Here is a 25,168-nt window from a genome sequence, read left to right on the forward strand (position 1 = left end):
ATGAAACTTGAAAACAAACGCATTTTACTGACAGGCGCTATCAGTGTTCTCGGTCAGGAACTGGCGCTATTACTGGCAGCCAAAGGCGCGCGGCTGTATCTGGCAGGCCAGAACGAACAGCCATTATTAGCACTGATTCGGCGCTTACCGAACCCTGGCCACCATAATATTCTGCTGGCAGACCTGGGCGACGAACAAGACCTCAGCGCGCTGGCGGAGTGTTTTCCAGAAAACGCCAGGCTAGATGTCCTGATAAATTATATCGACGCCCCCGTTTTTCATCCGTTTGCGACACAGAATTACAGCACAATCCAACGCCAGCTGATGCAAACAGCGGCAACCCCTATCCTGCTTACAAATGCCCTGCTTGATTGCCTTAATTCGTCGGCAATTATCATGAATATCAGCCCCACATTTAGCGTGGGATACCCCGGCTACAGCGTGTACTGCGCCGGGGAAAGCGCGCTGCGCGGTTTTAGCGAAGCGCTGTACCGAGAATTGTCATCTCAGGGTGTTAATGTATTGCACCTGTCACCCAGGTTGCCGCGTGGCGCACCTGCGTTACACACCCGAACACAAGAACCGCTACCGTTAACGAGCGTTGATAACGAACAAAAAATCGCGGAAAAGGCGGTCATGATGCTGGAAAAAGAGAACGTTCGTCGTAAACAGAGCCTGCGTGAAAAGCTGGTGATGTGCTTAAACACGCTGATGCCGTCGGTACTAGATAGCACACTCTGCCGCCAGTTCGCTAAACACTGGCGTCATACCAAAGGACAGGAATAACAGGAACTCCGCATGCGCATTCGCCCGCTCAGGTATCAGGCCATCACGCTACTCAGTAGCGTTGTTATCGTTGGGCAAGCGGGCGCGATTGCACCGGTTGATATTCATCGGCAGTGGTCAGTTTGCCAGTACCACACGCTGGCAAGACAAAAAGCGCCGTGCTTTTCCGAACTCAGCCAAACGGCGCAGGCGCAGGCCAACCAACACCCCGGCAAGGCTGACTATCTTATCTGGTCAGCCATGGTAGACAGTAGCCTTGCCGGAGTTAAAGAAGGTCGCGAGGCACTGAGCCTGGCGAAACAGGCGAAAAATTCGCTGGAAAAAGCCCTCGCCCTTGACCCTCAGGCCCTTGATGGCTCGGCGTATACCATTCTCGGCGTACTGTATTATCAGGTTCCCGGCTGGCCGTTAGGTTTTGGCAATGAAGAAAAAGCGGAAACATACCTGAAAACGGCACTGACCATAAACCCCAACAGTATTGATGCCAACTACTTTTACGGCGATTTCTTACTGAAATCCGGCCGCAAAACCGAGGCAAAAACCTACCTGAACGCAGCGCTGCGCGCTCCCGCGCGTTCTGGTCGTGAACTTGCCGATCAGGGACGCCGGATGCAAGCAGAGCAAGCATTGCGCTTACTGCAATAACCCACGCCAGAGACAAAAATAGCCGGCCATAAACGCATGACATCAGCACATCATGCACGTGCTGTTTTTTTCATCTCAATCAATGTTATTTCATTAAAAAACCTAACGATTCATTGACTAAATGATCAAGAAATTGGTCAATCTGTAAAATAAGGTAAATAACAGACAAAACAGAATGTATTAATAAAAAACCCAATAAAAAACAGAAAATAAAAAAATAAACAGACCAGAAATCACCCCAAAAAAACGGACTGAAGCAAGAGATGTCGCTGTAATCTGTGCAATAGTCATGGGATAACGAGGCAACGATGGGAAAAACAGAAAATGCCATGCGGGAATTGACGGGCTGAGGCCAGAAACAAAAAAACTCGCTATCTTTACGATGCGAGTTTCATGTTAACAGTTATCGGGAAACCGTTTGAAAATGGTCGGTGAGAGAGGATTCGAACCTCCGACCCCTTCGTCCCGAACGAAGTGCGCTACCAGGCTGCGCCACTCACCGAACGCGGGCCGCATATTACTGCGCACCTATGGTAGCGTCAATCCCTTTTTCATCAAAGCCCGCAGGTTGGCGACAAAGTAGGCTCCCGCTATGCTGACATACAGAATTTGCCACTTTTCGCCGCCCTCGCTGCACATCATAGGATTAACGCCGGATAGGATTAACGCCGGTTTACCCTGCGTGGCCACAGTATCAGTAGGCAGTAGAGGCGCTCAACGCGCTGACTCCGCTGGCAAAGCGCACCAATTATTGTCGGCCTTTATGCCGCCATCGGGCGAGCGATAACCCAGGCACCCCAGCATAGCGTCAAAGATTTCCTCATGCCGTAATACCCGGCCTTGCTGCTGTAACACTCGCAGGCGGTCAAATGCGCGCCGATAATCCGGCTGGGCCAACAGCAACGGCGATGCCCATAGCATAATCGGCGAACGGAATTGCTCTGGCGGTGCCACTTGCCGTGGCGTTCCGTGCAGATGGTAGTTTTCGTCTATTGATTCGCCATGATCGGATGCGTACACCAATAAAGCTTTTTTGCCGCGTAGCTGATCTATCACCCGCTTGATAAACGCATCGGTATATAACACGCTGTTATCAAATGAATTAATTAATTGCTCACGAGTACAAGACGCATCAACGCCCATACACTCCGGCTGGAAACGGGCATAACTGCGTGGATAGCGCATCGAATAAAGGTAGTGTGAGCCTTTCGTATGCAGCACCACCAAATGCTGGCCTTTAGGGTAACGGGCCAGCGAGCGCGATAATTCATCCACCAGCAGCATGTCATCAACCGCTTTACCTTCGTTGCGCTTTTCTGACGCGATCATTTCACGAAACGCGTAGCTATCGGCCCGAATATTGTTATAAAACCAGACCTCGCTTTGCATCGCGAACAGCTCTGAACTAAAGCCAAGAGACTGCATCACAGCAAAAATATTATGCTCGCGCAGCGTTCGCTGCGGGTTGTCTTCCGTTCCGCCTTCGCGCACAAACATACAACGCATCGACAACTTGGTAGAGGTATCGCAGGAGCGGCCACGAAACGCCAGCAAGTCAGGCTCCTGCGCCAATTGAGGGGTTGTATCTCGCTGATAACCCAGCAATCCCAGGTGATCCCAGCGGGTGGTTTCGCCAATAATGAAGACCACATAGGTCTCCTCTATTCCGGCTGGAGGCTGATACGTAAAAGCGTTAGCAGGATCAAACAACTCACTGTCATCCTGACTCTCGTCATAACGGGCGTAAGCAAATAACCCAACAGCAGACAGCCAATTCGCTGGCAGATAAGAATGGGCTACCACGCCGCCATAACTGGGTAAATCCTGATTGGCCGCTTTCTCGGCAGAGCTGTTCATTCGGTCAAGATAACGCAATGGTGCCCACACCATCGCGGCAACCGCCAGCAAGCCGAGCACTGTCGTCCAGCGTTTATCCCGCGATTGCAGTTGTGTCATCAGCGTCTGTTGCAAGGGCGCTTTCCAGATAAGATACAGCGCGGGAAGGGTTAGGCCCGCCAGCCAAATGACAAAAGCCCCACCGACCACCTCTTTAGATAAATCAATATCTGTTGTCATGACCGCAGCAATAATGCCGTAACCAATCACTACATTAAAAAATGTCATGTAATAACTGGCCGCCACCGAAATGATGACCAGTAATGATGCCGTAATACGAAAAAAACGCCGTCCCCCTAAAGACAATATCCGCATTAAGAAAAAGGTAAACAAAACGCAGGCGGTTAATTCCACCAAAATAGGAATATGGCTGGCAAAAATATTACTGCTGAAAAAAGGGAAGGCATCTTCTCGGCGATAGAAAATCGATGCATTCAAAAAAAAGCCAATATAGAACGCCAGCAACCAAGACAGGCGCGGCTGTGACAATGCCTGCGGAAATTTCATGCCAGACTCTGCTCCAGAGGTAAAAGATATCCTGTAAACAGACAGAGCGCGCCACAGAAAGTTCAGCCCCCCGCCGTCGCCAGCCTATTACCCGCCCACCATCAGCGAAATAAACGGAAATTAACTGAAATAACTTTACACAAACAGATAAAATTAATTTATCCATCACCAGAATAGCGATTCTATTTCTGACTACCGACATGTTAATTTTCTTTTTGCTGTTTTAGCGCACAAAATGAAATTCCCTGACAGGACGATTTATAGATGAACGTTATGAGTAAAGCGCTTTATTACCGGGGCGATATTTCCACGCGTTGCTCATTCAACCATTGGAGCTGACTGGCAAGTTCGGGATGATGAAAAAAATCCCATATTCGCTGTGCCCGCCGGGCTCCAATTGTCGCAAAACCTTGCCAGTCAGCCACCGTTCGCTGTGTTAATACGTCTAATGGCACGCCATCCAATACCGAGAAAGCGCTACGTGGTAATGGTATACCCAATGCCAGCAACCAGTTTTTTAGCGGCTGGTGGCGGGCCTGCTGCAAACGGTGATAAAGGGTCAGCGCCTGTTTTTCCCCCAGTTCGCCCGCCTGAGCCAATTGTTCCGCACTCATCGCCAGCCACGACACCATATCCGGCAATCCGCCCTTACGTATCAAACGCCGCCATGTCCCCTCACTGACCCCTGTAAGCGCCAGCCCATTACGCCCGCTCATCCATACCAGGCGGGCAAGAAATTGTTCATGACATGGCGGACTCCAGCGCAGGCAACCGAGCACATCCATCGGCTCCCATTCGGGTACGTCTGGTGCCTGGCGCATACGGCTGCGCCACACAACGTGCTCTAAGCGCGGGGTTCCGCGCCCCGCGAGACTGATACTCACCCAGTCTCCCGGCATCACATCCCACTGACGCCAGCGCGTTAAAGAGCCAAGATTCACTCGACTTACCCGCTTATCATCAAGAATGATCGGTTGTAATCGCAAAACGACGGCTATCTTTCCGGTTCGCCCCACGCGTTTATCAACCGCCGCCACCTCCGCTACCTGACTCACTAGCGGATATTTCCAGGCTATCGCCCAGCCTGCCGGACTGTCTGGCCAAAAACGCCCTGCCGGCTCCTGAGACTGACGTAATACCACACCATCGGTGACAAAAGGCAACGGTGACTGATACCAAAAATCTCGCCAATAGCGGGCATTCTCCAGAGATGCCACCGAATGGGTATACTCTGCCGTCAAACCAAAGCCCATCGCACGCAATTGCGCTAATCGCTGCGCCATTTCGACCGGGCCATCCGGCCACGCCCAGATAAACACACCAAGATGAGGCAATAGCGCCGAAGGGTGAGTGCGCCGCATTTCACCTGCCACACGGGCGCGGGCATTAAGGCCGCCCTTTTGCTGCTGACGATGGCCCTCCACCGGTAAAAAAATCTCCCCCTGCAATACAAGGCTACCCGGCGCACCAGAAAGGGACTGCGGCACGCGGCGCATTAGCCGGACTTTCTCCGTCCAGTCCTCACCTTGCAGACCATTACCACGGCTTATCGCGCGGGCCAGCTGGCCGTTCTCATAGACAAGGGTGACGGCAACGCCGTCTATTTTGGGTTGCACCCAAATATCATGATGGGCCCGAAACCACTGCGTTAACTCAAGAGGCTGCGAGAGTTTTTTCAACCCGGTATGCGCCACCGGATGCTGTTGCTTACCGCCAGAAGGCAAACGAACGGCATAGCGAGCCGTATCAGAGGAAAAGCAAGCCTGCCAGACTGACAGCGTCTGGCGAAGTTGATCATAAACCTGATCGGACACCAAACTCTCGCCTCGCGCATAATAGGCGTTATCCCACTCTGCCAGTTGCTCGCCCACCCGCGTCATCTCCTGTTCGGCGCGCCAGGGCGACCATGCCGGACAGGATGCACCGGCCATACCGCATCCCATTACGACAACCACTATCAGTATCCATTGATATCGCATCGCGTCTCCTCCGTGAAACTCGCCGGAGTAAAACGCAGGAAACCGCTGAAAACGAGTGCTGATGCAGCAAACTGCGCAATGGGCCGCAGAAAAAAAACGCACTGGCGTTACAGACAAAGATAACCGGAAGCGCATTGGCATAATGGCCAATGTCTGCATGACATCCTCCTGCAATCCGCGCAGGCTATTGAACGCGACTGACAATAAAACGGCGTGTATAATGCGGAAAAATGCGCGACTGGCTGCGCTTCTCGTTATCTTCTCTACCAAACAGAATTCACTATGGCTCAAGGCACGTTGTATATCGTTTCCGCGCCCAGCGGAGCAGGAAAATCCAGCCTGATTCAGGCGCTGCTGAAAACACAGCCGTTGTATGACACTCAAGTGTCCGTTTCGCACACCACCCGGGCGGTACGGCCAGGTGAAGTCCATGGCGAGCACTATTTTTTCGTGTCGGTCGATGAGTTTAAACGCATGATCGCCGAAGAGGATTTTCTGGAGTATGCTGAAGTTTTCGGCAACTATTACGGCACATCCCGCGCGGCTATAGAGCAGGTGCTGGCCACCGGCGTTGATGTGTTTCTGGATATCGACTGGCAAGGCGCTCGTCAAATTCGCCAGCGTATGCCGCAAGCCCGTAGCATCTTTATCCTGCCGCCATCACAAGATGAGCTGGGGCGTCGTCTGCGTGGCCGAGGTCAGGACAGCGAAGAGGTTATCGCCCGTCGAATGAAACAGGCGGTCGCCGAAATGAGCCACTACGCCGAATATGATTATTTGATTGTTAATGACGATTTCGATCTGGCATTGCTGGATTTGAAAACCATTATTCGGGCCGAACGGCTGCGTCTGGCGCGCCAGAAAGTTCGGCATGACGCTTTAATCAGCAAACTATTGGCAGACTGACGGCAGTTTCAGTATGATGCCCAGTCATTTTATTTCCCCACTGGAGTACACACTATGGCACGCGTAACTGTTCAGGACGCTGTAGAAAAAATTGGTAATCGCTTTGACCTGGTGCTGGTCGCAGCCCGTCGCGCCCGTCAGATCCAGGTGGGTGGCAAAGATCCGCTGGTTCCAGAAGAGAACGACAAATATACCGTGATCGCACTGCGCGAAATCGAGGAAGGTCTCATCAATAATCAGATTCTGGATACCCGCGAGCGTCAGGAACAGCAGGAGCAGGAAGCAGCAGAGATTCAGGCTGTCACCGCTATCGCTGAAGGTCGTCGTTAATTTCGCATCTGCCTACGAGTCGCCCTTGTATCTTTTCGAAAGCCTCGACCTGCTGATTCAACGTTATCTGCCACAAGATCAGATAAAACGTCTTAAGCAGGCTTATCTTGTCGCACGTGATGCTCACGAGGGGCAAACTCGCTCCAGCGGTGAGCCTTACATTACACATCCTGTCGCCGTCGCGTGTATTCTGGCGGAAATGCGCCTTGATTACGAAACGTTGATGGCGGCGCTGCTGCATGATGTTATCGAAGATACGCCTGCTACCTATCAGGATATGGAGCAGTTGTTCGGAAAAAGCGTCGCCGAGCTGGTGGAGGGGGTTTCTAAGCTCGATAAGCTGAAATTCCGCGACAAGAAAGAGGCGCAGGCGGAAAACTTCCGCAAAATGATCATGGCGATGGTGCAGGATATTCGCGTTATCCTGATAAAACTGGCCGACCGCACCCATAACATGCGTACGCTCGGCTCGCTGCGGCCAGATAAACGCCGCCGTATCGCCCGCGAAACCCTGGAAATCTATAGCCCGCTGGCTCACCGCCTCGGTATTCACCATCTGAAAACCGAGCTGGAAGAGTTAGGGTTCGAAGCGCTCTATCCCAACCGTTATCGCGTTATCAAAGAGGTGGTCAAAGCCGCACGCGGTAATCGTAAAGAGATGATTCAGAAGATCCTCTCTGAAATCGAAGGGCGTTTAAAAGAAGCAGGCGTCAGTTGCCGCGTCAGTGGTAGAGAGAAACACCTCTATTCTATTTACTGCAAGATGCACCTCAAAGAGCAGCGCTTTCACTCGATTATGGATATTTATGCCTTCCGGGTGATAGTCAAAGAGGTGGATACCTGTTATCGCGTACTCGGCCAGGTACATAGTCTCTACAAACCACGCCCTGGGCGGGTAAAAGATTACATCGCCATTCCCAAAGCCAACGGCTATCAGTCACTGCATACCTCATTGATTGGCCCGCACGGTGTTCCGGTTGAAGTACAAATTCGCACCGAGGACATGGACCAAATGGCGGAAATGGGGGTGGCGGCACACTGGGCGTACAAAGAAGGCGAAAGCAGCAGCACCACCGCTCAGGTGCGGGCGCAACGCTGGATGCAAAGCTTGCTGGAACTGCAACAAAGCGCAGGCAGCTCGTTTGAATTTATTGAAAGCGTGAAATCTGATCTGTTCCCTGATGAGATTTACGTTTTCACACCCGAAGGGCGTATCGTTCAGTTACCCGCCGGTTCTACTCCGGTCGATTTCGCCTACGCAGTACATACCGACATCGGCCATGCCTGCGTCGGCGCGCGCGTCGATCGCCAGCCATACCCTCTGTCGCAGGCGCTTTCCAGCGGTCAGACGGTAGAAATTATCACCGCGCCGGGCGCTCGCCCGAATGCCGCCTGGCTGAATTTTGTCGTCAGCTCGAAAGCCCGGGCAAAAATCCGCCAGATGTTGAAAAACCTCAAGCGCGATGATTCCGTCAGTCTTGGCCGTCGTCTGCTCAACCATGCTCTGGGTAATGGACGCAAACTGTCTGATATTCCTGAACATAATATCCAGCGTGAGCTGGAGCGCATGAAACTGGCTTCGCTGGATGATTTACTGGCCGAAGTGGGCCTCGGTAATGCAATGAGCGTGGTTGTCGCCAATAACCTGCTGGAAGAGCATACGGAAACCGGCACAACCGGTATTCGCAAGCTGCCTATCAAAGGCGCAGACGGCGTACTGATCACCTTTGCCAAGTGCTGCCGCCCGATTCCAGGCGATCCGATTATTGCACACGTCAGCCCTGGCAAAGGGTTGGTGATTCATCACGAGTCCTGCCGCAACATCCGTGGCTACCAGAAAGAGCCAGAAAAATTCATGGCGGTAGAGTGGGATAAAGTGACTGAGCAGGAGTTCATGACCGAAATTAAGGTCGATATGTTCAATCATCAGGGCGCGCTGGCGAACCTGACGGCGGCTATCAGCGCATCGAGCTCAAATATTCAGAGTATTAATACCGAAGAGCGCGATGGCCGTGTATACAGTGCCTTTATCCGCCTCACCGCACGCGACCGCGTTCATCTGGCGAATATTATGCGCAAGATTCGGGTGATGCCGGATGTGATAAAAGTTAACCGTAACCGAAATTAACCCGTTATGAGCCCAGAACGTTATGCACGCATCCGTGAGATGCTCAATAACCGCCAGCCTGATTTGACAGTTTGCATGGAGCAGGTACACAAACCGCACAATATTTCCGCCGTGATCCGCACGGCCGATGCGGTAGGCGTACATCAGGTTCATGCGGTTTGGCCGACACACCGCATGAGGACGCTCGTCTCGACGGCTGCGGGCAGCAATAGCTGGGTTCAGGTGAAAACGCATCGCACGATTCACGATGCGGTCTCCCACCTAAAAACGCAGGGAATGCAAATTCTTGCCACACATCTCTCAGCCAGCGCGGTTGATTTTCGTGACATCGATTACACGCGTCCAACCTGTATTCTGCTCGGCCAGGAAAAAACCGGCATCTCCGACGAAGCGCTGGCATTAGCCGATCATGACATCATCATCCCGATGACTGGCATGGTGCAGTCACTCAACGTGTCCGTTGCCTCTGCACTGATTTTGTATGAAGCACAGCGCCAGCGCCAAATCGCCGGTCTGTATCGGCGAGACAGCAGCCCGCTGGATGAAGAAGAGCAGCAACGCCTGCTTTTTGAGGGCGGCTACCCGGTGCTGGCTCGCGTCGCCAAACGTAAAGGCCTGCCGCGCCCGTTGATTGACACAAACGGTCAGGTTATCGCCGAAACCGCATGGTGGGCCGCGATGCAGGCAGCCGAACCTCAGCTCGTCGCGGAGCGATAATGCATCGCGGCCTGCTGCACACCCAACCGTTGAGTACGCTTGCGGGTGTTGGGGCCAGCCTGGCGGAAAAACTGGCGCGGCTTGGGCTTGAAACCGTACAAGACCTGTTACTGCACTTGCCGTTGCGCTATGAAGACCGCACCCATCTCTACACCATCAACGACCTGCTGCCGGGTATGTATGCCACGGTGGAAGGCGACGTGTTGCGCTGCGACATCTCGTTTGGTCGTAAACGCATGCTGACATGCCAGATTAGCGATGGCAGCGGTGTGCTGACGCTGCGCTTCTTCAATTTTAACGCTGCCATGAAAAATAGCCTCTCACCCGGTAAGCGAGTGCTCGCTTACGGTGAAGTGCGCCGGGGTAAACTCGGCGGCGAAATAATCCACCCTGAATACCGGGTGCAGGGCGAGAGCGCCGTCGTTGAACTTCAGGAAACGCTCACGCCAGTTTACCCCACGACAGAAGGGGTGCGGCAAGCGACGCTGCGCAAATTGACCGATCAGGCGCTCGCCTGTCTGGATAGCAGCCCAATGACCGAACTGCTGCCACAAGAGCTGTGCCATGGACTGATCAGCTTGCCCGAGGCGCTGCGTACGCTGCATCGCCCACCGCCGGATGTCAAACTCAGTGAGCTTGAGCAAGGGCATCATCCGGCGCAGCAGCGGCTGGTCATGGAAGAACTGCTGGCCCATCAGCTCAGTATGCTGGCGGTCAGAGCTGGCGCAAAACGTCATCACGCCCAGCCGTTGCCACCGGAACACCCGTTAAAATCACGGCTACTGGCGGCGCTGCCCTTTACGCCAACGGCCGCACAGCAGCGAGTCGTGGCCGAAATCGAGCAAGATATGGGTCAGTCGTTTCCGATGATGCGTCTGGTGCAAGGCGATGTTGGGTCGGGGAAAACGCTGGTCGCGGCTCTGGCGGCACTGCGGGCGATAGCCCATGGTAAGCAAGTCGCCATGATGGCACCGACCGAGCTGCTCGCCGAACAACATGCCGCCAACTTCCGCCGCTGGTTTGAGCCACTGGGCATCGAAGTCGGTTGGCTGGCAGGCAAACAAAAAGGCAAGGCGCGTCAGGCGCAACAAGATGCTATCGCCAGCGGTCAGGTGGCGATGGTGGTCGGCACGCACGCCATCTTTCAGCAGCAGGTACAATTCAACGGGTTGGCGTTGGTCATCATTGATGAGCAGCACCGCTTTGGCGTACATCAGCGACTGGCGTTATGGGAGAAAGGCGAAGAGCAGGGCTTTCATCCTCATCAACTGATTATGACCGCCACCCCCATCCCGCGCACGCTGGCAATGACCGCCTATGCCGATCTTGATACCTCCATCATCGATGAGCTACCGCCTGGGCGCACCCCTATTACCACCGTCGCAATCCCGGATACCCGGCGCGACGAGATTATCCAACGAGTACGCCACGCCTGTCTGCAAGAGGGGCGACAAGCATATTGGGTGTGTACGCTGATTGAAGAGTCTGACCTGCTGGAAGCACAAGCGGCGCAAGCCACTTGTCAGGAGTTACAGTTAGCCTTACCCGATCTCGCGATTGGTCTGGTGCATGGCCGCATGAAACCCAAAGAAAAGCAGGCGGTCATGGAGGCCTTTAAAGCCAACCAATTACAATTACTGGTTGCAACAACGGTGATAGAAGTCGGCGTTGATGTGCCTAACGCCAGTTTGATGATTATCGAAAACCCGGAGCGACTGGGGTTAGCGCAATTGCATCAGTTGCGTGGCCGCGTCGGGCGAGGAGCCATCGCGTCACACTGCGTGCTGCTATATAAATCACCGCTGAGTAAAACCGCGCAAATGCGTTTGCAGGTATTGCGCGACAGCCATGACGGCTTTGTGATTGCCCAGCGCGATCTGGAAATTCGCGGCCCAGGGGAGCTTCTTGGTACACGCCAGACCGGTAATGCCGTGTTTAAGGTCGCCGATTTATTGCGCGATCAGGCACTTATCCCTCAGGTGCAACGCGTTGCCCGCCATCTCCATACCCATTACCCTGAACACGCCAACGCCCTGATAGCACGCTGGCTTCCTGAACGTACACGCTATACCAACGCTTGATGCACCACGTTAGGATCCATTTTATGGTCAATATCATTACTACATATAGCTAAAAAATATATATTATATTTTAACAAAAATCACTGAACCGGTATTGGTTTCAGAATTTTGTAACTGTGATATATATTTATTGAAGATAATCCTATTTCTTAACAAAGAATTAGCTTCATTTAAAATAAACTTCTCCTCCTTAGATAAGCTATTCGATACATCTTTTCCTGATGGAGTATCAGGATTACCTTCCAAGAAATTACTGAAAAAACCATTAAAAACATGATTCCCTGTTTTTGAATTCACGAGTGAAACAGGTGACATCGTGTTTTTTTGCTGTTCATTAGCTGCTATATTTAGGAGCTCATTGAATTTTTCATGTCTTTTATTAACCTGAATTCCCCATGCCCCATAAGCTGCTGCATCACCCTTATTCAACCCATTGATATTATTCGTCACCTCAGCCTCCGATTAATAATGCATATCCGTTCCATCGATGTTTTAACTCATAAATCGGCATATTCACTTTCCCAATTTCAGGATCATAAACGATTGCACTTTCTTTATTCATTCTATCAAGTACAACAAAATGTATGTATTCAGCACCTTCAATAGGAATAATGATTAATTCAGACACAATCAATTCATCATTCACATCAAATTTAACCCCTTTGGTAGCGTGTCATAAACAGTGCCAAAAACACAAACACCTTTTAATTCGGTGACAGTTGCTTGAGCCGTTATAGAAAAAATAGCGCTATCAACACTATTTTTAATTTCACATTACCATTCTTGAGTATTTTAAAGGGAAATATTTTTATTTATATAGTGCAGAAGGGAGAAAGTCGCTTCCCGCAATCTTGCCATATTACAATTATCGTATAACACTTTATGTCATTATATATCATACAAAATATTTTAATCTAGCTGAAAATAATACTTATAATAGGTATTAATACATTACATATAATTAGCAGGATAATAAAATTATATATAGTGAATTGAAATTCATATCTAAATAAAATTTTAGCCATTCAGATGGTTTATTCATGTATCCCTTATTTTAAGAATAAAAATCATCTTTAGCGTTATTCCATAACCCAAAAATCATTCGTTCGAACATTAGCAAACGTTTGCTTTCAACCAAGAGATCATTAAAATGCGCTCTTTGTCGTTTCAGGAACGCCAACTTACATCATGACTACCACCACGGAAACATCCCAAACAGAAGCCGCTGCCGCACCTCAGCGCAGTGAACTCATCTATCGCCTTGAAGACAGACCACCGCTGCCGCAAACGCTGTTTGCCGCCTGTCAGCACCTGCTTGCCATGTTTGTTGCGGTGATTACCCCAGCGCTATTGATTTGTCAGGCATTAGGTCTGCCAGCCCAGGACACTCAGCACATTATTAGCATGTCGCTGTTCGCCTCCGGCCTGGCATCAATTTTACAAATTAAAACCTGGGGGCCGGTCGGCTCTGGCCTGTTGTCGATTCAGGGCACCAGCTTTAACTTTGTGACTCCGCTCATTATGGGCGGCATGGCGCTGAAAAACGGCGGGGCAGATGTGCCAACCATGATGGCCGCGCTGTTTGGCACCCTGATGATAGCGTCTTGCACAGAAATGCTGCTCTCGCGCGTATTACATCTGGCGCGCCGCATCATTACCCCGCTGGTTTCCGGCATTGTTGTAATGATTATCGGCTTATCGCTGATTCAGGTCGGCCTGACCTCTATCGGCGGAGGCTTTGCGGCAATGAGCAACCACACTTTCGGCGCCCCCAAAAATCTCTTACTGGCCGCTGTGGTGTTGGCCGTCATTATTTTGCTCAACCGCCAGCGTAATCCTTATCTGCGCGTCGCCTCACTGGTGATAGCCATGGCGATTGGCTACCTGGCTGCCTGGTTGATGGGGATGTTGCCAGAGCACACCGCTTCCGGCACCACATCGCTCATCATGGTGCCGACGCCGATGTACTATGGTCTTGGCTTTGACTGGAGTTTATTGGTTCCGTTAATGCTGGTGTTTATGGTGACGTCACTGGAAACTATTGGCGATATCACGGCAACGTCCGATGTTTCGGAACAGCCGGTTAGCGGGCCGCTGTATATGAAACGTCTGAAAGGCGGCGTACTGGCAAACGGCCTCAACTCCTGCCTGTCTGCGGTATTTAACACTTTCCCTAACTCTTGCTTTGGCCAGAACAACGGCGTAATCCAGTTGACCGGCGTCGCCAGCCGCTATGTCGGTTTTGTTGTCGCGCTGATGCTTATCGTGCTTGGTTTGTTCCCGGCAGTCAGCGGATTTGTCCAGCATATTCCTGAACCGGTGCTGGGTGGCGCGACCATCGTCATGTTCGGCACCATCGCGGCTTCAGGCGTGCGGATTGTTTCCCGTGAGCCGCTCAACCGTCGGGCTATCATGATCATTGCGCTGTCGCTGGCCGTCGGGCTGGGCGTTTCTCAGCAGCCGCTGATTCTGCAATTTGCGCCAGACTGGCTGAAAACACTGTTATCGTCCGGTATCGCTGCGGGCGGCATCACAGCAATTGTGTTGAATCTGGTCTTTCCTCACGAAAAAGAGTAAGCCACGCTTCCAGAAATTTTTAATCTGACGTGATAATAAGGGCCGATGGTGTAACATCGGCCCTTATTTATTTGCTGTAATAAGTTACTTGTTGAGGCGGCTGAGTAATTACGGCATAACACCATAATCTTTTATGACTGGCACGGACTGAGGCAATGAAACTTATCGGGAAACTTATTCTCACACTGCTGCTACTGGCATTACTGGTCGCGATCGTGCTGTATGTATTGGCCCAGACAGAATGGGGGGCAAAGCAGATTACCCAGTGGGTGAATCAGCGCTCCGAATACCAGGTGTCATTTAAGAAAATGGCGCATGACTGGTCTTCCCCTGGGCAAATCACGCTTCAGGACACGAGTTTCAGTCATAAAAATCAGCCCGTTACACTGACGGCTAAAAACATTGTGGTGGGGTTCAGCGTACGCCAGATAACCGATCCTCGGCATTTTTCCAGCCTGATATTAGAAGGCGGCACACTTAATCTGGCACAAACCGGTTTTACTCTGCCCATTGAAGCCGACCGGCTCCAGCTAAAAAATATGGCGCTACAGGGTCAGGATGGCGATTGGCGTCTACAGGGTGAACAAGTCACCGGTGGTATCGTTCCCTGGAAACCAGAGCAAGGGGCGTTGTTAGGTAAAAAAGCCGCTTTTCAGTTAAGCGCTCAATCGTTAACGCTCAATGACCTCCCTGCCAGCAAAGTGCTGGTACAGGGTCAGTTTAACGAACAGCAACTGACGCTTGAGAATTTCGGTGCAGACGTCGCACGCGGTGAACTGACCGGTAATGCCTCCCGGACGGCAGATGGCAGTTGGCTGATTAATACACTGCGCTTGAGTAATGTTCGACTGCAAACCCAGCAATCTATTACGGATTTCTGGCAACCAGTGGCGCGGCTGCCCGCCGTGACGGTTAACCGTTTTGACCTGATTGATGCTCGCATCGAGGGGCTAAACTGGGCATTTACCGATTTGGACGTCACGCTGCAAAATGTCACCTTCCGCCAGAACGACTGGCAAAGTGATGATGGCTCCCTGTCGTTTAATGCAACTGACATCGTCAACGGCAACATGCATTTTGTTGACCCGATAGTCAGCCTTGATCTGTCAAAGCAAGGCGTGAATATCAAACAATTCTCAACCCGTTGGGAAGGCGGCTTATTACGTACCACAGGCAACTGGCTGCGTAACACTCACCGACTGACGCTCGATGAACTGGCCGTCGCGGGGATGGAGTACACATTGCCGACAGACTGGCGGCAGCGCTGGTTGCGCACGCTACCGGATTGGCTGGCTGAGGTGGAAATCAAGAAGTTTAACGCCAACCATAATCTGCTGATCGACATCACGCCCGATTTTCCTTTCCAACTGACGGCACTTGATGGATTCGGCAATAACCTTTTGCTGGCGCGCGATCATCAATGGGGTATCTGGCAAGGCTCACTGACGCTGAATGCCAGCGACGCGACGTTTAATAAGGTGGACGTTCGCAGACCGTCCGTGGCGTTAAGCGCCAATGACAACCAAATTACGTTGACCGATCTTAGCGCATTTACAAAAACCGGCTTGCTGGAAGCCAAAGCGGTTATCAGCCAGCAGCCCTCACGCGCATTTACACTGGATTTGAACGGCAAAGCGGTCGCGTTTGATGTGTTAACCCGATGGGGATGGCCGCAACCGGCTAGCTCACCAGCAGGCAACACCAATCTGCAACTGCATGTAAATGGCCGACTGGATGCCAGCACCCCGCTCAAATCAACGCTGGGCGGAACGCTGCAAGGAATTGATAGTAACGGACGAACCTTTAGCCAGAATATGCATCAAGGTAGCGTAGCTGACAGCACACCGGCACCGGTCACGGTCACACCACCAGCCGAGGCTCCTGCCGCAACGCCACCAGCACCATCGGCCACACCATCAGCACAGATTTAAGAACCTCAGCCCGCCGCTACGTTTACCGTCGCGGTGGGCTGTTCACGATGCGTACACAATATATGCAAAAAATATACGCACACAATAGATATCATTCATCGACAGCCGCTATTAATGCGGGCATAGCCGTTTAACGGATAGCCGCAACCGGCAGCTCGCCCGATGAGTCCGCCTCTGGCGGCAGAACGATGTACACCCCTTCAAAAACAGCCCCTTGCCGATCGTTACCAAACAGTTCGACCTGCAACTGTACCCGCGCCTTACGGCCACGAGCCAGTCTGTCCAGGTCGCCACTCAACGAACCAAGATCGGCAACCGCACTCGGACGCCCCGTCACCGGTGAGCTGTAGCGAATATGCGCATCCGCCAGAATAATCGTACCGCCGAGCTGACGCTCACGCAGCAACAGCCAGATAAGCCCCCAGCCGGTTAGCGTCGCCAACGAAAATAAACTACCGGCAAACAACGTATGATGAGGGTTTTGATTACCCGCTTCCGGCATCGTAGTAATAAACTTCTGCCCGGTATACTGACTGATACGTACACCCATCTTTTCACTCAGCGGGATATGGTTGTACCAGGCTTGCTGCAACTGACCGCACCAGTCCGGGCGATGGAGGATATCATCAAGCGTAGCGACCGGCTTAATCATGAGAAAATGACGCACCGGCGTACTCAGCGGCGTTGTTATCTCCCCCTGGTTGGCAAATCCAAGCCGCGAAAAGAAGGCGACAGCATCCTCACGCGCGCTGCACACCACGCGCTTAACGCCCTCCTGCCGCGCCACGGATTCGAGCGCCATCGCCATCAGTGTGCCCAGCCCTTTACGCTGTACGTTTGGGTGCACAGCCAGAAAACGGATCGATGCTTCATTATCGGCATTGATTGAGAGGCGACCCACTGCCACTAAATTGCCTTGCCCATCCACAATCGTTTGATGGTGGGCCAGCGCATCATAGGCATCGCGTTCAGAACCGAGCGGCTGATGTAATGGTTTACGCAACATCTCCCAACGAAACTGGTAGTAGGCATCCAGTTCTTCGGCACTTTCCGGCACTCTCAGGTAATACATATGTCTGTCTCAACCTCTGTTTATTTAGGCACTACACCTGCAACCAGAAAGTGACAGGCCCATCATTCACTAAAGAGACTTTCATATCAGCGGCAAACCGACCGGTTTGCGTCATCACGCCATGTTCACGGCACTGGCTGACAAAATATTGATACAGTTGCTCGGCTTGCGCCGGTGCCGCGCCGCGAGAGAAACTGGGGCGCATGCCTTTTTGCGTATCCGCCGCCAGCGTGAATTGCGATACCACCAGTAAGCTGCCGCCGGTTTGTTGAACGTTTAGATTCATCTTGCCGTTGTCATCGCTAAAAATCCGATACCCGATCACTTTTTCACATAATCGGGTCGCCTTTTGTTCATCATCACCCTGCTCTACGCCGAGTAACACGAGCAACCCATGTGCAATTTCCCCTATCGTATCGCCATCAACGACAACACTGGCAGCCGACACCCGCTGAATTAATGCAATCATAACGCCCTTATGACTCCTGCTTAAAAAGCTGACTGGCAAAAAAATCGGGCACAACCTGCTTATCACTCACCAGAACGGCCTGAATACCCAGAGCCTGCGCAGCATCAATGTTGGCAGGGTTATCGTCAAAAAAGCAGGCCTCAGACGCTATGACGCCTTCTGCTTGCAGCACCTGCTGGTAAATCGCCGCTTCAGGTTTGCGACATCCCATTTCCTGCGATAAATAGAGTTTGTCTGCCGCCGGTATCACATCCGGGTAAAGCTCAGGCCAATGCAGGCAATGAAGTCGATTCGTATTGGAGAGTATGACGACACGGTGTCCTTCTTGTCGCAGGCGGTGCATGATGTCGATCACATCTTTGCGAATACCGTGAAATATCGCCTGCCACCCCGCAGAGAATTGCTCAAAACTCAGTGAAATACCCATTTCATGGCACAAACGAGACGCAAACTCCTCATCACTGATTTCACCACGCTCATGTTGCTCAAAGGTATGCCCCATGACAAAGCGCTCACGCAATGTGGCCAGCGGCGTTCCGCTTAAATTACTCCACACTCCCAGTACGCGGTTGAAATCAACATCAATAATGACGTTACCCAAATCAAAGATATACAGCATGCATCCTCCAGATTCATCGGTGAGATTTTCACTGTAGCGAGAAATAATGGTGCTGAACAGGGACTAAGCAGGATCATAATACGGTACAAAATAGTGCCGAAGATCATTGCTCTGTATTGGCAGAAAAAACTAAGGCCCCAGAGCGGGGCCTTATCGCAGGGTGGTACCGTCAGTCATGACGGCACTCACGCAAGCTGTCATCCAGCGGAGAATTACTCGTCTTTAGCGGAGCGATTCGCGCGACGACGGTCATTCTCGGTCAGGTGACGTTTACGCAGACGAATCGAGTTCGGCGTGACTTCAACCAGTTCATCATCATCGATAAACTCCAGCGCCTGCTCCAGTGACATTTTCACCGGCGGCACCAGCACGGTTGCTTCGTCAGTACCGGAAGCACGCATGTTGGTCAGTTTCTTACCGGTCAGGCAGTTTACTGTCAGGTCGTTAGAACGAGTATGAATACCGATGACCTGGCCTTCGTACACTTCAGCGCCGTGGCCCAGGAACAGCTTACCGCGATCCTGCAGGCTGAACAGCGCATAGGCAACCGCTTTACCCTGACCGTTAGAGATCAGCACACCGTTCTGGCGCTGGCCGATTTCACCCGGACGAATGTCATCGTAGTGACTGAACGTGGAGTACAGCAGACCGGTACCCGAGGTCATGGTCATAAATTCGGTACGGAAACCGATCAGACCACGGCTTGGAATCACGTAATCCAGACGGACGCGACCTTTGCCGTCTGGGATCATGTCGCGCATTTCGCCTTTGCGCAGACCCAGCGCTTCCATCACCGAGCCCTGATGCTGCTCTTCGATATCCACAGTCACTTGTTCGAACGGTTCCTGACGACGGCCGTCAATCGTGCGGAAGATAACTTTCGGACGGGATACCGCCAGTTCGAAACCTTCACGACGCATGTTTTCGATAAGAACAGATAAATGCAGCTCGCCACGACCAGACACGCGGAATGCATCCGGGTCTTCCGTTTCTTCTACGCGCAGCGCCACGTTATGCACCAGCTCTTTACGCAGGCGGTCAAGAATCTGACGTGATGTAACGAATTTACCTTCTTTACCGCAGAACGGCGACGTGTTCACGCAGAAGTACATGGTTACAGTCGGCTCATCAACTGACAGCGCAGGCAACGCTTCCACACAGGAGGTGTCGCAAATAGTGTCAGAGATGTTCAGCTCGCCAAGCCCGGTGATAGCAATGATATCGCCCGCTTCTGCCAGCGTGCTTTCAATACGCTGCAAACCCAAATGGCCCAGCACCTGGCTCACTTTGCCGTTACGTACTTTGCCTTCGCTGTCGATGATGCTGACTTGCTGGTTCGGTTTCACCACGCCGCGTTTAATACGGCCGATACCGATAACACCAACATAGTTGTTGTAATCAAGCTGGGAGATCTGCATCTGGAACGGGCCGTTAACGTCAACGCTCGGCGCTTCCACATGCTTCACAATCGCTTCAAACAGCGGCGTCATGTCTTCCGCCATTTCGTTATGATCCAGGCCGGCAATACCATTCAGCGCGGAGGCATAAACAATCGGGAAGTCTAACTGCTCGTCGGTCGCACCCAGGTTTACAAACAGATCGAAAACCTGATCGACAACCCAGTCAGGGCGAGCGCCCGGACGGTCTACCTTATTGATAACAACAATCGGCTTTAAGCCATGGGCAAAAGCTTTTTGGGTTACGAAACGCGTTTGCGGCATCGGGCCGTCCATCGCGTCTACCAGCAGCAATACCGAGTCCACCATGGACATCACGCGCTCTACCTCGCCGCCGAAGTCGGCGTGTCCCGGGGTATCTACGATGTTGATACGGTAGTCATTCCAGTTGATGGCGGTGTTTTTGGCGAGGATGGTAATTCCGCGCTCTTTTTCCAAATCATTGGAGTCCATAACACGTTCGGTGGCGTCATTACGCTCACCCAAAGTACCGGACTGTTGCAGCAACTTATCAACCAGGGTGGTTTTTCCATGGTCAACGTGCGCAATAATAGCGATGTTACGCAAATTTTCGATCACAGCTTTGCCTCAGGCATTTTAGAAATAGCGCGCTATTGTACACGTATTAAGCGAGCGACTAAACAAGATCACAATCATCTTCCGCAAACAACCTGCGTATCTCGGGTCTGTGATCCCTTTCACGGTGCAATAAAGCAGCAACCCGTTACCCGTCAAGCACCAATTAGGTGCAGTATCACCAATATGGTGCGCAACTCTGGTGCAATTAACTATCTTGGTGCAGTCTGTCTGCGCGTGAAAAACCAGCGGGAATGCCTGTTTGCACTATTCGGATAAAGTTGGCACAGTTTTAGCTATAACTTACGTACGGTAACAACATCATTTCCACAACGATATTCGTTCCACGACGATAGATAAATGACACAATCGGGAGAACCAAGTATGTCAGTAGAACACGTTTTGACGATGCTGAATGAACACGAGGTGAAGTTTGTTGACCTCCGCTTCACGGATACCAAAGGTAAAGAACAGCACGTCACCATTCCGGCCCACCAGGTCAACGCTGATTTCTTCGAAGACGGCAAAATGTTTGACGGTTCTTCAATTGGTGGCTGGAAAGGCATCAACGAATCCGACATGGTATTAATGCCGGACGCGACTACTGCGGTTCTGGATCCGTTCTTTGAAGAATCGACCCTGATCATCCGTTGTGACATCCTGGAACCGGGCACCATGCAGGGTTATGACCGTGACCCGCGCTCCATTGCCAAACGCGCTGAAGATTTCCTGCGCTCTTCCGGCATCGCGGATACCGTACTGTTCGGGCCTGAGCCAGAATTCTTCCTGTTCGACGACATCCGTTTCGGCAGCAGCATTTCTGGTTCTCACGTCGCTATCGACGATATCGAAGGTGCATGGAACTCCAGCACCAAATACGAAGGCGGCAACAAAGGCCACCGTCCGGCAGTGAAAGGGGGTTACTTCCCGGTTCCGCCAGTAGATTCCGCACAGGATCTGCGTTCAGCCATGTGTTTGACCATGGAGCAGATGGGCCTGGTGGTTGAAGCTCACCACCACGAAGTCGCTACCGCTGGTCAGAATGAAGTGGCTACCCGCTTCAACACCATGACCAAAAAAGCTGACGAAATTCAGATCTACAAATACGTTGTACACAACGTCGCTCACGCTTTCGGCAAAACCGCAACTTTCATGCCGAAACCGATGTTCGGTGATAACGGTTCTGGTATGCACTGCCACATGTCTCTGGCTAAAGATGGTGCCAACCTGTTCTCCGGCGACAAATACGGCGGCCTGTCTGAAACTGCGCTGTACTACATCGGTGGTGTTATCAAACACGCGAAAGCCATCAACGCCCTGTCTAACCCGACTACCAACTCTTACAAGCGTCTGGTCCCGGGTTACGAAGCACCGGTTATGCTGGCTTACTCTGCCCGTAACCGTTCTGCGTCTATTCGTATTCCGGTGGTATCAAGCCCGAAAGCACGTCGTATCGAAGTCCGCTTCCCGGACCCGGCTGCTAACCCGTACCTGTGCTTCGCTGCACTGCTGATGGCTGGCCTGGACGGTATCATCAACAAGATCCACCCTGGTGATGCCATGGACAAGAACTTGTACGATCTGCCGCCGGAAGAAGCGAAAGAGATCCCAACCGTTGCAGGTTCTCTGGAAGAAGCGTTGAACGCGCTGAACGCAGACCGCGAGTTCCTGACCCGTGGCGGCGTGTTCACTGACGATGCCATAGATGCTTACATCGAACTGCGTATTGCTGAGAACGACCGCGTTCGTATGACGCCGCATCCGGTTGAGTTCGAACTGTACTACAGCGTGTAATCCCGCTTACAGGCGGCAGGAACGAAGAAAATGATGTTCATTCTGCCGTCTGATGACCGTTTTTTATTTATGTTTATTTTTGTTGCCGTGGAAACTTTTCAGCCCATCTTCGGATGGGCTTTTTTCTCCACCAAACATTTTATCGTTGCGACTTAACCTACAATCCAGAATAGTGTGCACTCAAATAGTGTGGGAGTCTGCGTTATGGCAACAGGCACGCTGCCCGATGCTGGGCAGATCCTAAATTCTTTAATAAACAGCATATTATTGCTGGATAAAGATCTGGCTATTCACTATTCCAACCCGGCTGCGCAGCAACTTTTAGCGCAAAGTTCGCGTAAGCTCTCAGGCACACCGCTACCGGAGCTACTCGGTTACTTTTCACTGAATATCGATTTAATGCGCGAAAGCCTCGATTCCGGGCAAGGCTTTACCGATAACGAAGTCACGCTTGTCGTTGATGGTCGGGCACATATTATGTCGCTGACCGCGCAGCGTATTCATCACGACTTCATTCTGCTGGAAATGGCGCCGATGGATAATCAACGCCGCCTCAGCCAGGAACAGCTACAGCATGCGCAACAGCAGGCAGCGCGCGATCTGGTTCGCGGCCTGGCACACGAAATCAAGAACCCGCTCGGAGGGTTGCGTGGCGCGGCGCAATTACTGTCTAAAGCCTTACCAGACCCCTCGCTGCTGGAATACACCAAAGTGATCATTGAGCAGGCCGATCGCCTGCGCAATCTGGTTGACCGTTTACTCGGCCCGCAGCAACCCGGTTTACACGTCACGCAAAGTATCCATCAGGTAGCCGAGCGAGTATTCCAACTGGTGTCGATGGAAAAAGCCGAGAATGTCACGCTGGTGCGAGACTACGACCCGAGCTTGCCAGAACTCACGCACGACCCAGACCAAATTGAACAAGTGCTGCTCAACATTACCCGTAACGCCATGCAAGCGCTCGGGGAAGAAGGCGGCACCATTACCATCCGAACGCGAACCGCTTTTCAGCTCACCTTGCACGGCGTGCGTTACCGGCTGGTTGCTCGTATCGATATTGAAGATGATGGCCCCGGTGTTCCCGCTCATTTGCAGGATACGCTGTTCTACCCAATGGTGAGCGGCCGCGAAGGCGGTACCGGATTAGGCCTATCGATTGCTCGCAATCTTATCGATCAGCACTCAGGAAAAATTGAATTTAACAGTTGGCCAGGTCATACCGAATTCTCGGTGTATCTGCCCATTCGCCAGTGAGGTTCACGATGCAACGAGGGATAGTCTGGATTGTCGATGACGATAGCTCCATCCGTTGGGTGCTGGAACGTGCGCTTACCGGAGCGGGCTTAACCTGCGCCACGTTTGATAACGGCACTCAGGCGCTCAATGCGCTGGCCACACAAACGCCCGATGTGCTGTTGTCCGACATTCGTATGCCCGGTATGGACGGACTGGCATTGCTGCAACAGATTAAGCAACGCCACCCAATGCTGCCGGTGATTATCATGACCGCGCACTCCGATTTAGATGCCGCCGTCAGTGCGTATCAACAAGGCGCTTTTGATTATCTGCCTAAACCGTTTGATATTGACGAAGCCGTCGCGCTGGTTGAACGCGCCATCAGCCATTATCTTGAGCAACAGCAACCGGTTCGCAACCAACCCATTAGCGGGCCAACCACCGATATTATTGGCGAAGCCCCTGCCATGCAGGATGTGTTCCGAATTATCGGTCGGCTTTCACGCTCCTCGATCAGTGTGCTGATCAATGGGGAATCCGGCACCGGTAAAGAGCTGGTGGCTCATGCCCTACATCGCCACAGCCCGCGCGCCAAAGCGCCTTTTATTGCGCTGAATATGGCAGCGATCCCCAAGGATTTGATTGAATCAGAACTGTTCGGCCATGAAAAAGGCGCGTTTACCGGCGCAAACCAGATTCGGCAAGGGCGGTTTGAACAGGCAGATGGCGGCACGCTGTTTTTAGATGAAATCGGCGACATGCCGCTGGATGTGCAAACCCGCCTGTTACGCGTATTGGCTGACGGCCAGTTTTACCGCGTTGGTGGCTATGCGGCGGTTAAAGTCGATGTACGCATCATTGCTGCAACGCACCAGAATCTTGAGTTGCGGGTGCAGGAAGGTAAATTTCGTGAAGACCTGTTCCACCGTCTGAACGTGATTCGCGTTCATTTGCCGCCGCTACGCGAACGACGTGAAGATATTCCCCGTCTGGCGCGTTACTTCCTGCAAGCAACCGCGAAAGAACTGGGTGTGGAGCCAAAGAATCTGCACCCGGAAACCGAAGCGGCGCTGACGCGTTTACCCTGGCCGGGCAACGTGCGCCAGCTTGAAAACACCTGCCGCTGGCTGACGGTGATGGCAGCCGGGCAAGAAGTGTTAATTCAGGATCTGCCGCCGGAGTTGTTTGAAACCACGGCACCGGATGCCACCGTACATGTGATGCCAGATAGCTGGGCCACGTTACTGGCACAGTGGGCTGACCGCGCGCTGCGTTCCGGTCATCAAAATCTGTTGGCGGAGGCACAACCGGAAATGGAACGCACGCTGCTGACAACGGCGTTACGCCACACGCAAGGGCATAAACAAGAGGCGGCTCGTTTGCTGGGATGGGGCCGAAATACCCTGACGCGCAAACTGAAAGAACTGGGCATGGAATAACGCGCGTGTCGTGTTACCCCTCA

At 52.2% G+C, this 25,168-nt stretch carries 20 protein-coding genes and 1 tRNA gene; 12 read left to right on the forward strand and 9 right to left on the reverse strand.

Annotated features, from left to right (window positions below; translation table 11 throughout):
• On the forward strand, nucleotides 1-786 hold the full coding sequence (locus O1Q98_RS11365; protein WP_125261185.1) for an SDR family NAD(P)-dependent oxidoreductase: 786 nt from the start codon (nucleotides 1-3) through the stop codon (nucleotides 784-786).
• Nucleotides 787-828: 42 nt separating this feature from the next.
• Entirely contained in the window at nucleotides 829-1,431 is a 603-nt protein-coding gene (locus O1Q98_RS11370) for a tetratricopeptide repeat protein (protein WP_416232435.1), read from the forward strand.
• Nucleotides 1,432-1,856: 425 nt separating this feature from the next.
• Here the strand turns inward: O1Q98_RS11370 and O1Q98_RS11375 are convergent.
• The 3 genes from O1Q98_RS11375 to ligB all read right to left on the reverse strand — a co-directional run bounded on the left by O1Q98_RS11375 (nucleotide 1,857) and on the right by ligB (nucleotide 5,813).
• Nucleotides 1,857-1,933 (reverse strand) — tRNA-Pro (locus tag O1Q98_RS11375).
• Between the two features lie 212 nt (nucleotides 1,934-2,145).
• Nucleotides 2,146-3,834, reverse strand: a complete 1,689-nt coding sequence (gene eptB / locus O1Q98_RS11380) for a kdo(2)-lipid A phosphoethanolamine 7''-transferase (protein ID WP_125261187.1) — start codon at nucleotides 3,832-3,834, stop codon at nucleotides 2,146-2,148.
• 290 nt (nucleotides 3,835-4,124) lie between these two features.
• A complete protein-coding gene (gene ligB, locus O1Q98_RS11385) occupies nucleotides 4,125-5,813 on the reverse strand; it encodes an NAD-dependent DNA ligase LigB (RefSeq protein WP_125261188.1) in 1,689 nt (562 codons plus the stop codon).
• Between the two features lie 282 nt (nucleotides 5,814-6,095).
• Here ligB and gmk point away from each other — a divergent pair, with 282 nt between their 5' ends.
• From gmk to recG, 5 genes are read left to right on the forward strand one after another with little or no spacing between them, the layout of a single operon-like run.
• A complete protein-coding gene (gene gmk, locus O1Q98_RS11390; protein WP_125261189.1) occupies nucleotides 6,096-6,719 on the forward strand; it encodes a guanylate kinase in 624 nt (207 codons plus the stop codon).
• A 54-nt stretch (nucleotides 6,720-6,773) separates the two neighbouring features.
• The gene (gene rpoZ / locus O1Q98_RS11395) at nucleotides 6,774-7,049 is read left to right on the forward strand and encodes a DNA-directed RNA polymerase subunit omega (protein WP_035345247.1); all 276 of its coding nucleotides are present in this window, start codon (nucleotides 6,774-6,776) and stop codon (nucleotides 7,047-7,049) included.
• Nucleotides 7,050-7,074: 25 nt separating this feature from the next.
• Nucleotides 7,075-9,177 carry a bifunctional GTP diphosphokinase/guanosine-3',5'-bis pyrophosphate 3'-pyrophosphohydrolase gene (gene spoT, locus O1Q98_RS11400; protein ID WP_125261190.1) on the forward strand — a complete coding sequence of 701 codons (2,103 nt, stop codon included), beginning with the start codon at nucleotides 7,075-7,077 and terminating at the stop codon, nucleotides 9,175-9,177.
• A gap of 6 nt (nucleotides 9,178-9,183) precedes the next feature.
• Nucleotides 9,184-9,894 carry a tRNA (guanosine(18)-2'-O)-methyltransferase TrmH gene (gene trmH, locus O1Q98_RS11405; RefSeq protein WP_125261191.1) on the forward strand — a complete coding sequence of 237 codons (711 nt, stop codon included), beginning with the start codon at nucleotides 9,184-9,186 and terminating at the stop codon, nucleotides 9,892-9,894.
• Nucleotides 9,894-11,975 carry an ATP-dependent DNA helicase RecG gene (gene recG / locus O1Q98_RS11410; RefSeq protein ID WP_125261192.1) on the forward strand — a complete coding sequence of 694 codons (2,082 nt, stop codon included), beginning with the start codon at nucleotides 9,894-9,896 and terminating at the stop codon, nucleotides 11,973-11,975. The genes trmH and recG overlap by 1 nt, the downstream gene beginning before the upstream one ends.
• Before the next feature lie 63 nt (nucleotides 11,976-12,038).
• Here recG and O1Q98_RS11415 read toward each other — a convergent pair whose 3' ends face one another.
• Both O1Q98_RS11415 and O1Q98_RS11420 read right to left on the reverse strand, forming a co-directional pair.
• On the reverse strand, nucleotides 12,039-12,425 hold the full coding sequence (locus O1Q98_RS11415) for a hypothetical protein (RefSeq protein ID WP_125261193.1): 387 nt from the start codon (nucleotides 12,423-12,425) through the stop codon (nucleotides 12,039-12,041).
• Between the two features lies 1 nt (nucleotide 12,426).
• Nucleotides 12,427-12,621 carry a cysteine peptidase family C39 domain-containing protein gene (locus O1Q98_RS11420; RefSeq protein WP_125261194.1) on the reverse strand — a complete coding sequence of 65 codons (195 nt, stop codon included), beginning with the start codon at nucleotides 12,619-12,621 and terminating at the stop codon, nucleotides 12,427-12,429.
• 542 nt (nucleotides 12,622-13,163) lie between these two features.
• Here O1Q98_RS11420 and O1Q98_RS11425 point away from each other — a divergent pair.
• Nucleotides 13,164-14,552 carry a nucleobase:cation symporter-2 family protein gene (locus O1Q98_RS11425; protein ID WP_125261195.1) on the forward strand — a complete coding sequence of 463 codons (1,389 nt, stop codon included), beginning with the start codon at nucleotides 13,164-13,166 and terminating at the stop codon, nucleotides 14,550-14,552.
• A gap of 155 nt (nucleotides 14,553-14,707) precedes the next feature.
• On the forward strand, nucleotides 14,708-16,483 hold the full coding sequence (locus O1Q98_RS11430) for an AsmA family protein (RefSeq protein WP_125261196.1): 1,776 nt from the start codon (nucleotides 14,708-14,710) through the stop codon (nucleotides 16,481-16,483).
• 130 nt (nucleotides 16,484-16,613) lie between these two features.
• Here the strand turns inward: O1Q98_RS11430 and fabY are convergent, their stop codons facing one another.
• The 4 genes from fabY to typA all read right to left on the reverse strand — a co-directional run bounded on the left by fabY (nucleotide 16,614) and on the right by typA (nucleotide 20,679).
• Entirely contained in the window at nucleotides 16,614-17,555 is a 942-nt protein-coding gene (gene fabY, locus O1Q98_RS11435; protein ID WP_125261197.1) for a fatty acid biosynthesis protein FabY, read from the reverse strand.
• Nucleotides 17,556-17,586: 31 nt separating this feature from the next.
• On the reverse strand, nucleotides 17,587-18,024 hold the full coding sequence (gene dtd / locus O1Q98_RS11440; RefSeq protein WP_125261198.1) for a D-aminoacyl-tRNA deacylase: 438 nt from the start codon (nucleotides 18,022-18,024) through the stop codon (nucleotides 17,587-17,589).
• 7 nt (nucleotides 18,025-18,031) lie between these two features.
• Nucleotides 18,032-18,643, reverse strand: a complete 612-nt coding sequence (yihX, locus tag O1Q98_RS11445; protein ID WP_125261199.1) for a glucose-1-phosphatase — start codon at nucleotides 18,641-18,643, stop codon at nucleotides 18,032-18,034.
• 212 nt (nucleotides 18,644-18,855) lie between these two features.
• The gene (gene typA, locus O1Q98_RS11450) at nucleotides 18,856-20,679 is read right to left on the reverse strand and encodes a ribosome-dependent GTPase TypA (RefSeq protein ID WP_125261200.1); all 1,824 of its coding nucleotides are present in this window, start codon (nucleotides 20,677-20,679) and stop codon (nucleotides 18,856-18,858) included.
• 381 nt (nucleotides 20,680-21,060) lie between these two features.
• Here typA and glnA point away from each other — a divergent pair, with 381 nt between their 5' ends.
• The 3 genes from glnA to glnG all read left to right on the forward strand — a co-directional run bounded on the left by glnA (nucleotide 21,061) and on the right by glnG (nucleotide 25,145).
• Nucleotides 21,061-22,470, forward strand: a complete 1,410-nt coding sequence (gene glnA, locus O1Q98_RS11455) for a glutamate--ammonia ligase (protein WP_125261201.1) — start codon at nucleotides 21,061-21,063, stop codon at nucleotides 22,468-22,470.
• Nucleotides 22,471-22,674: 204 nt separating this feature from the next.
• Entirely contained in the window at nucleotides 22,675-23,724 is a 1,050-nt protein-coding gene (gene glnL, locus O1Q98_RS11460) for a nitrogen regulation protein NR(II) (RefSeq protein ID WP_125261202.1), read from the forward strand.
• Nucleotides 23,725-23,732: 8 nt separating this feature from the next.
• Nucleotides 23,733-25,145, forward strand: a complete 1,413-nt coding sequence (glnG, locus tag O1Q98_RS11465; RefSeq protein ID WP_125261203.1) for a nitrogen regulation protein NR(I) — start codon at nucleotides 23,733-23,735, stop codon at nucleotides 25,143-25,145.
• The last annotated feature ends 23 nt before the right edge of the window (nucleotides 25,146-25,168 follow it).

It is taken from the genome of Dickeya lacustris, assembly GCF_029635795.1.
Classification (GTDB): domain Bacteria; phylum Pseudomonadota; class Gammaproteobacteria; order Enterobacterales; family Enterobacteriaceae; genus Dickeya; species Dickeya lacustris.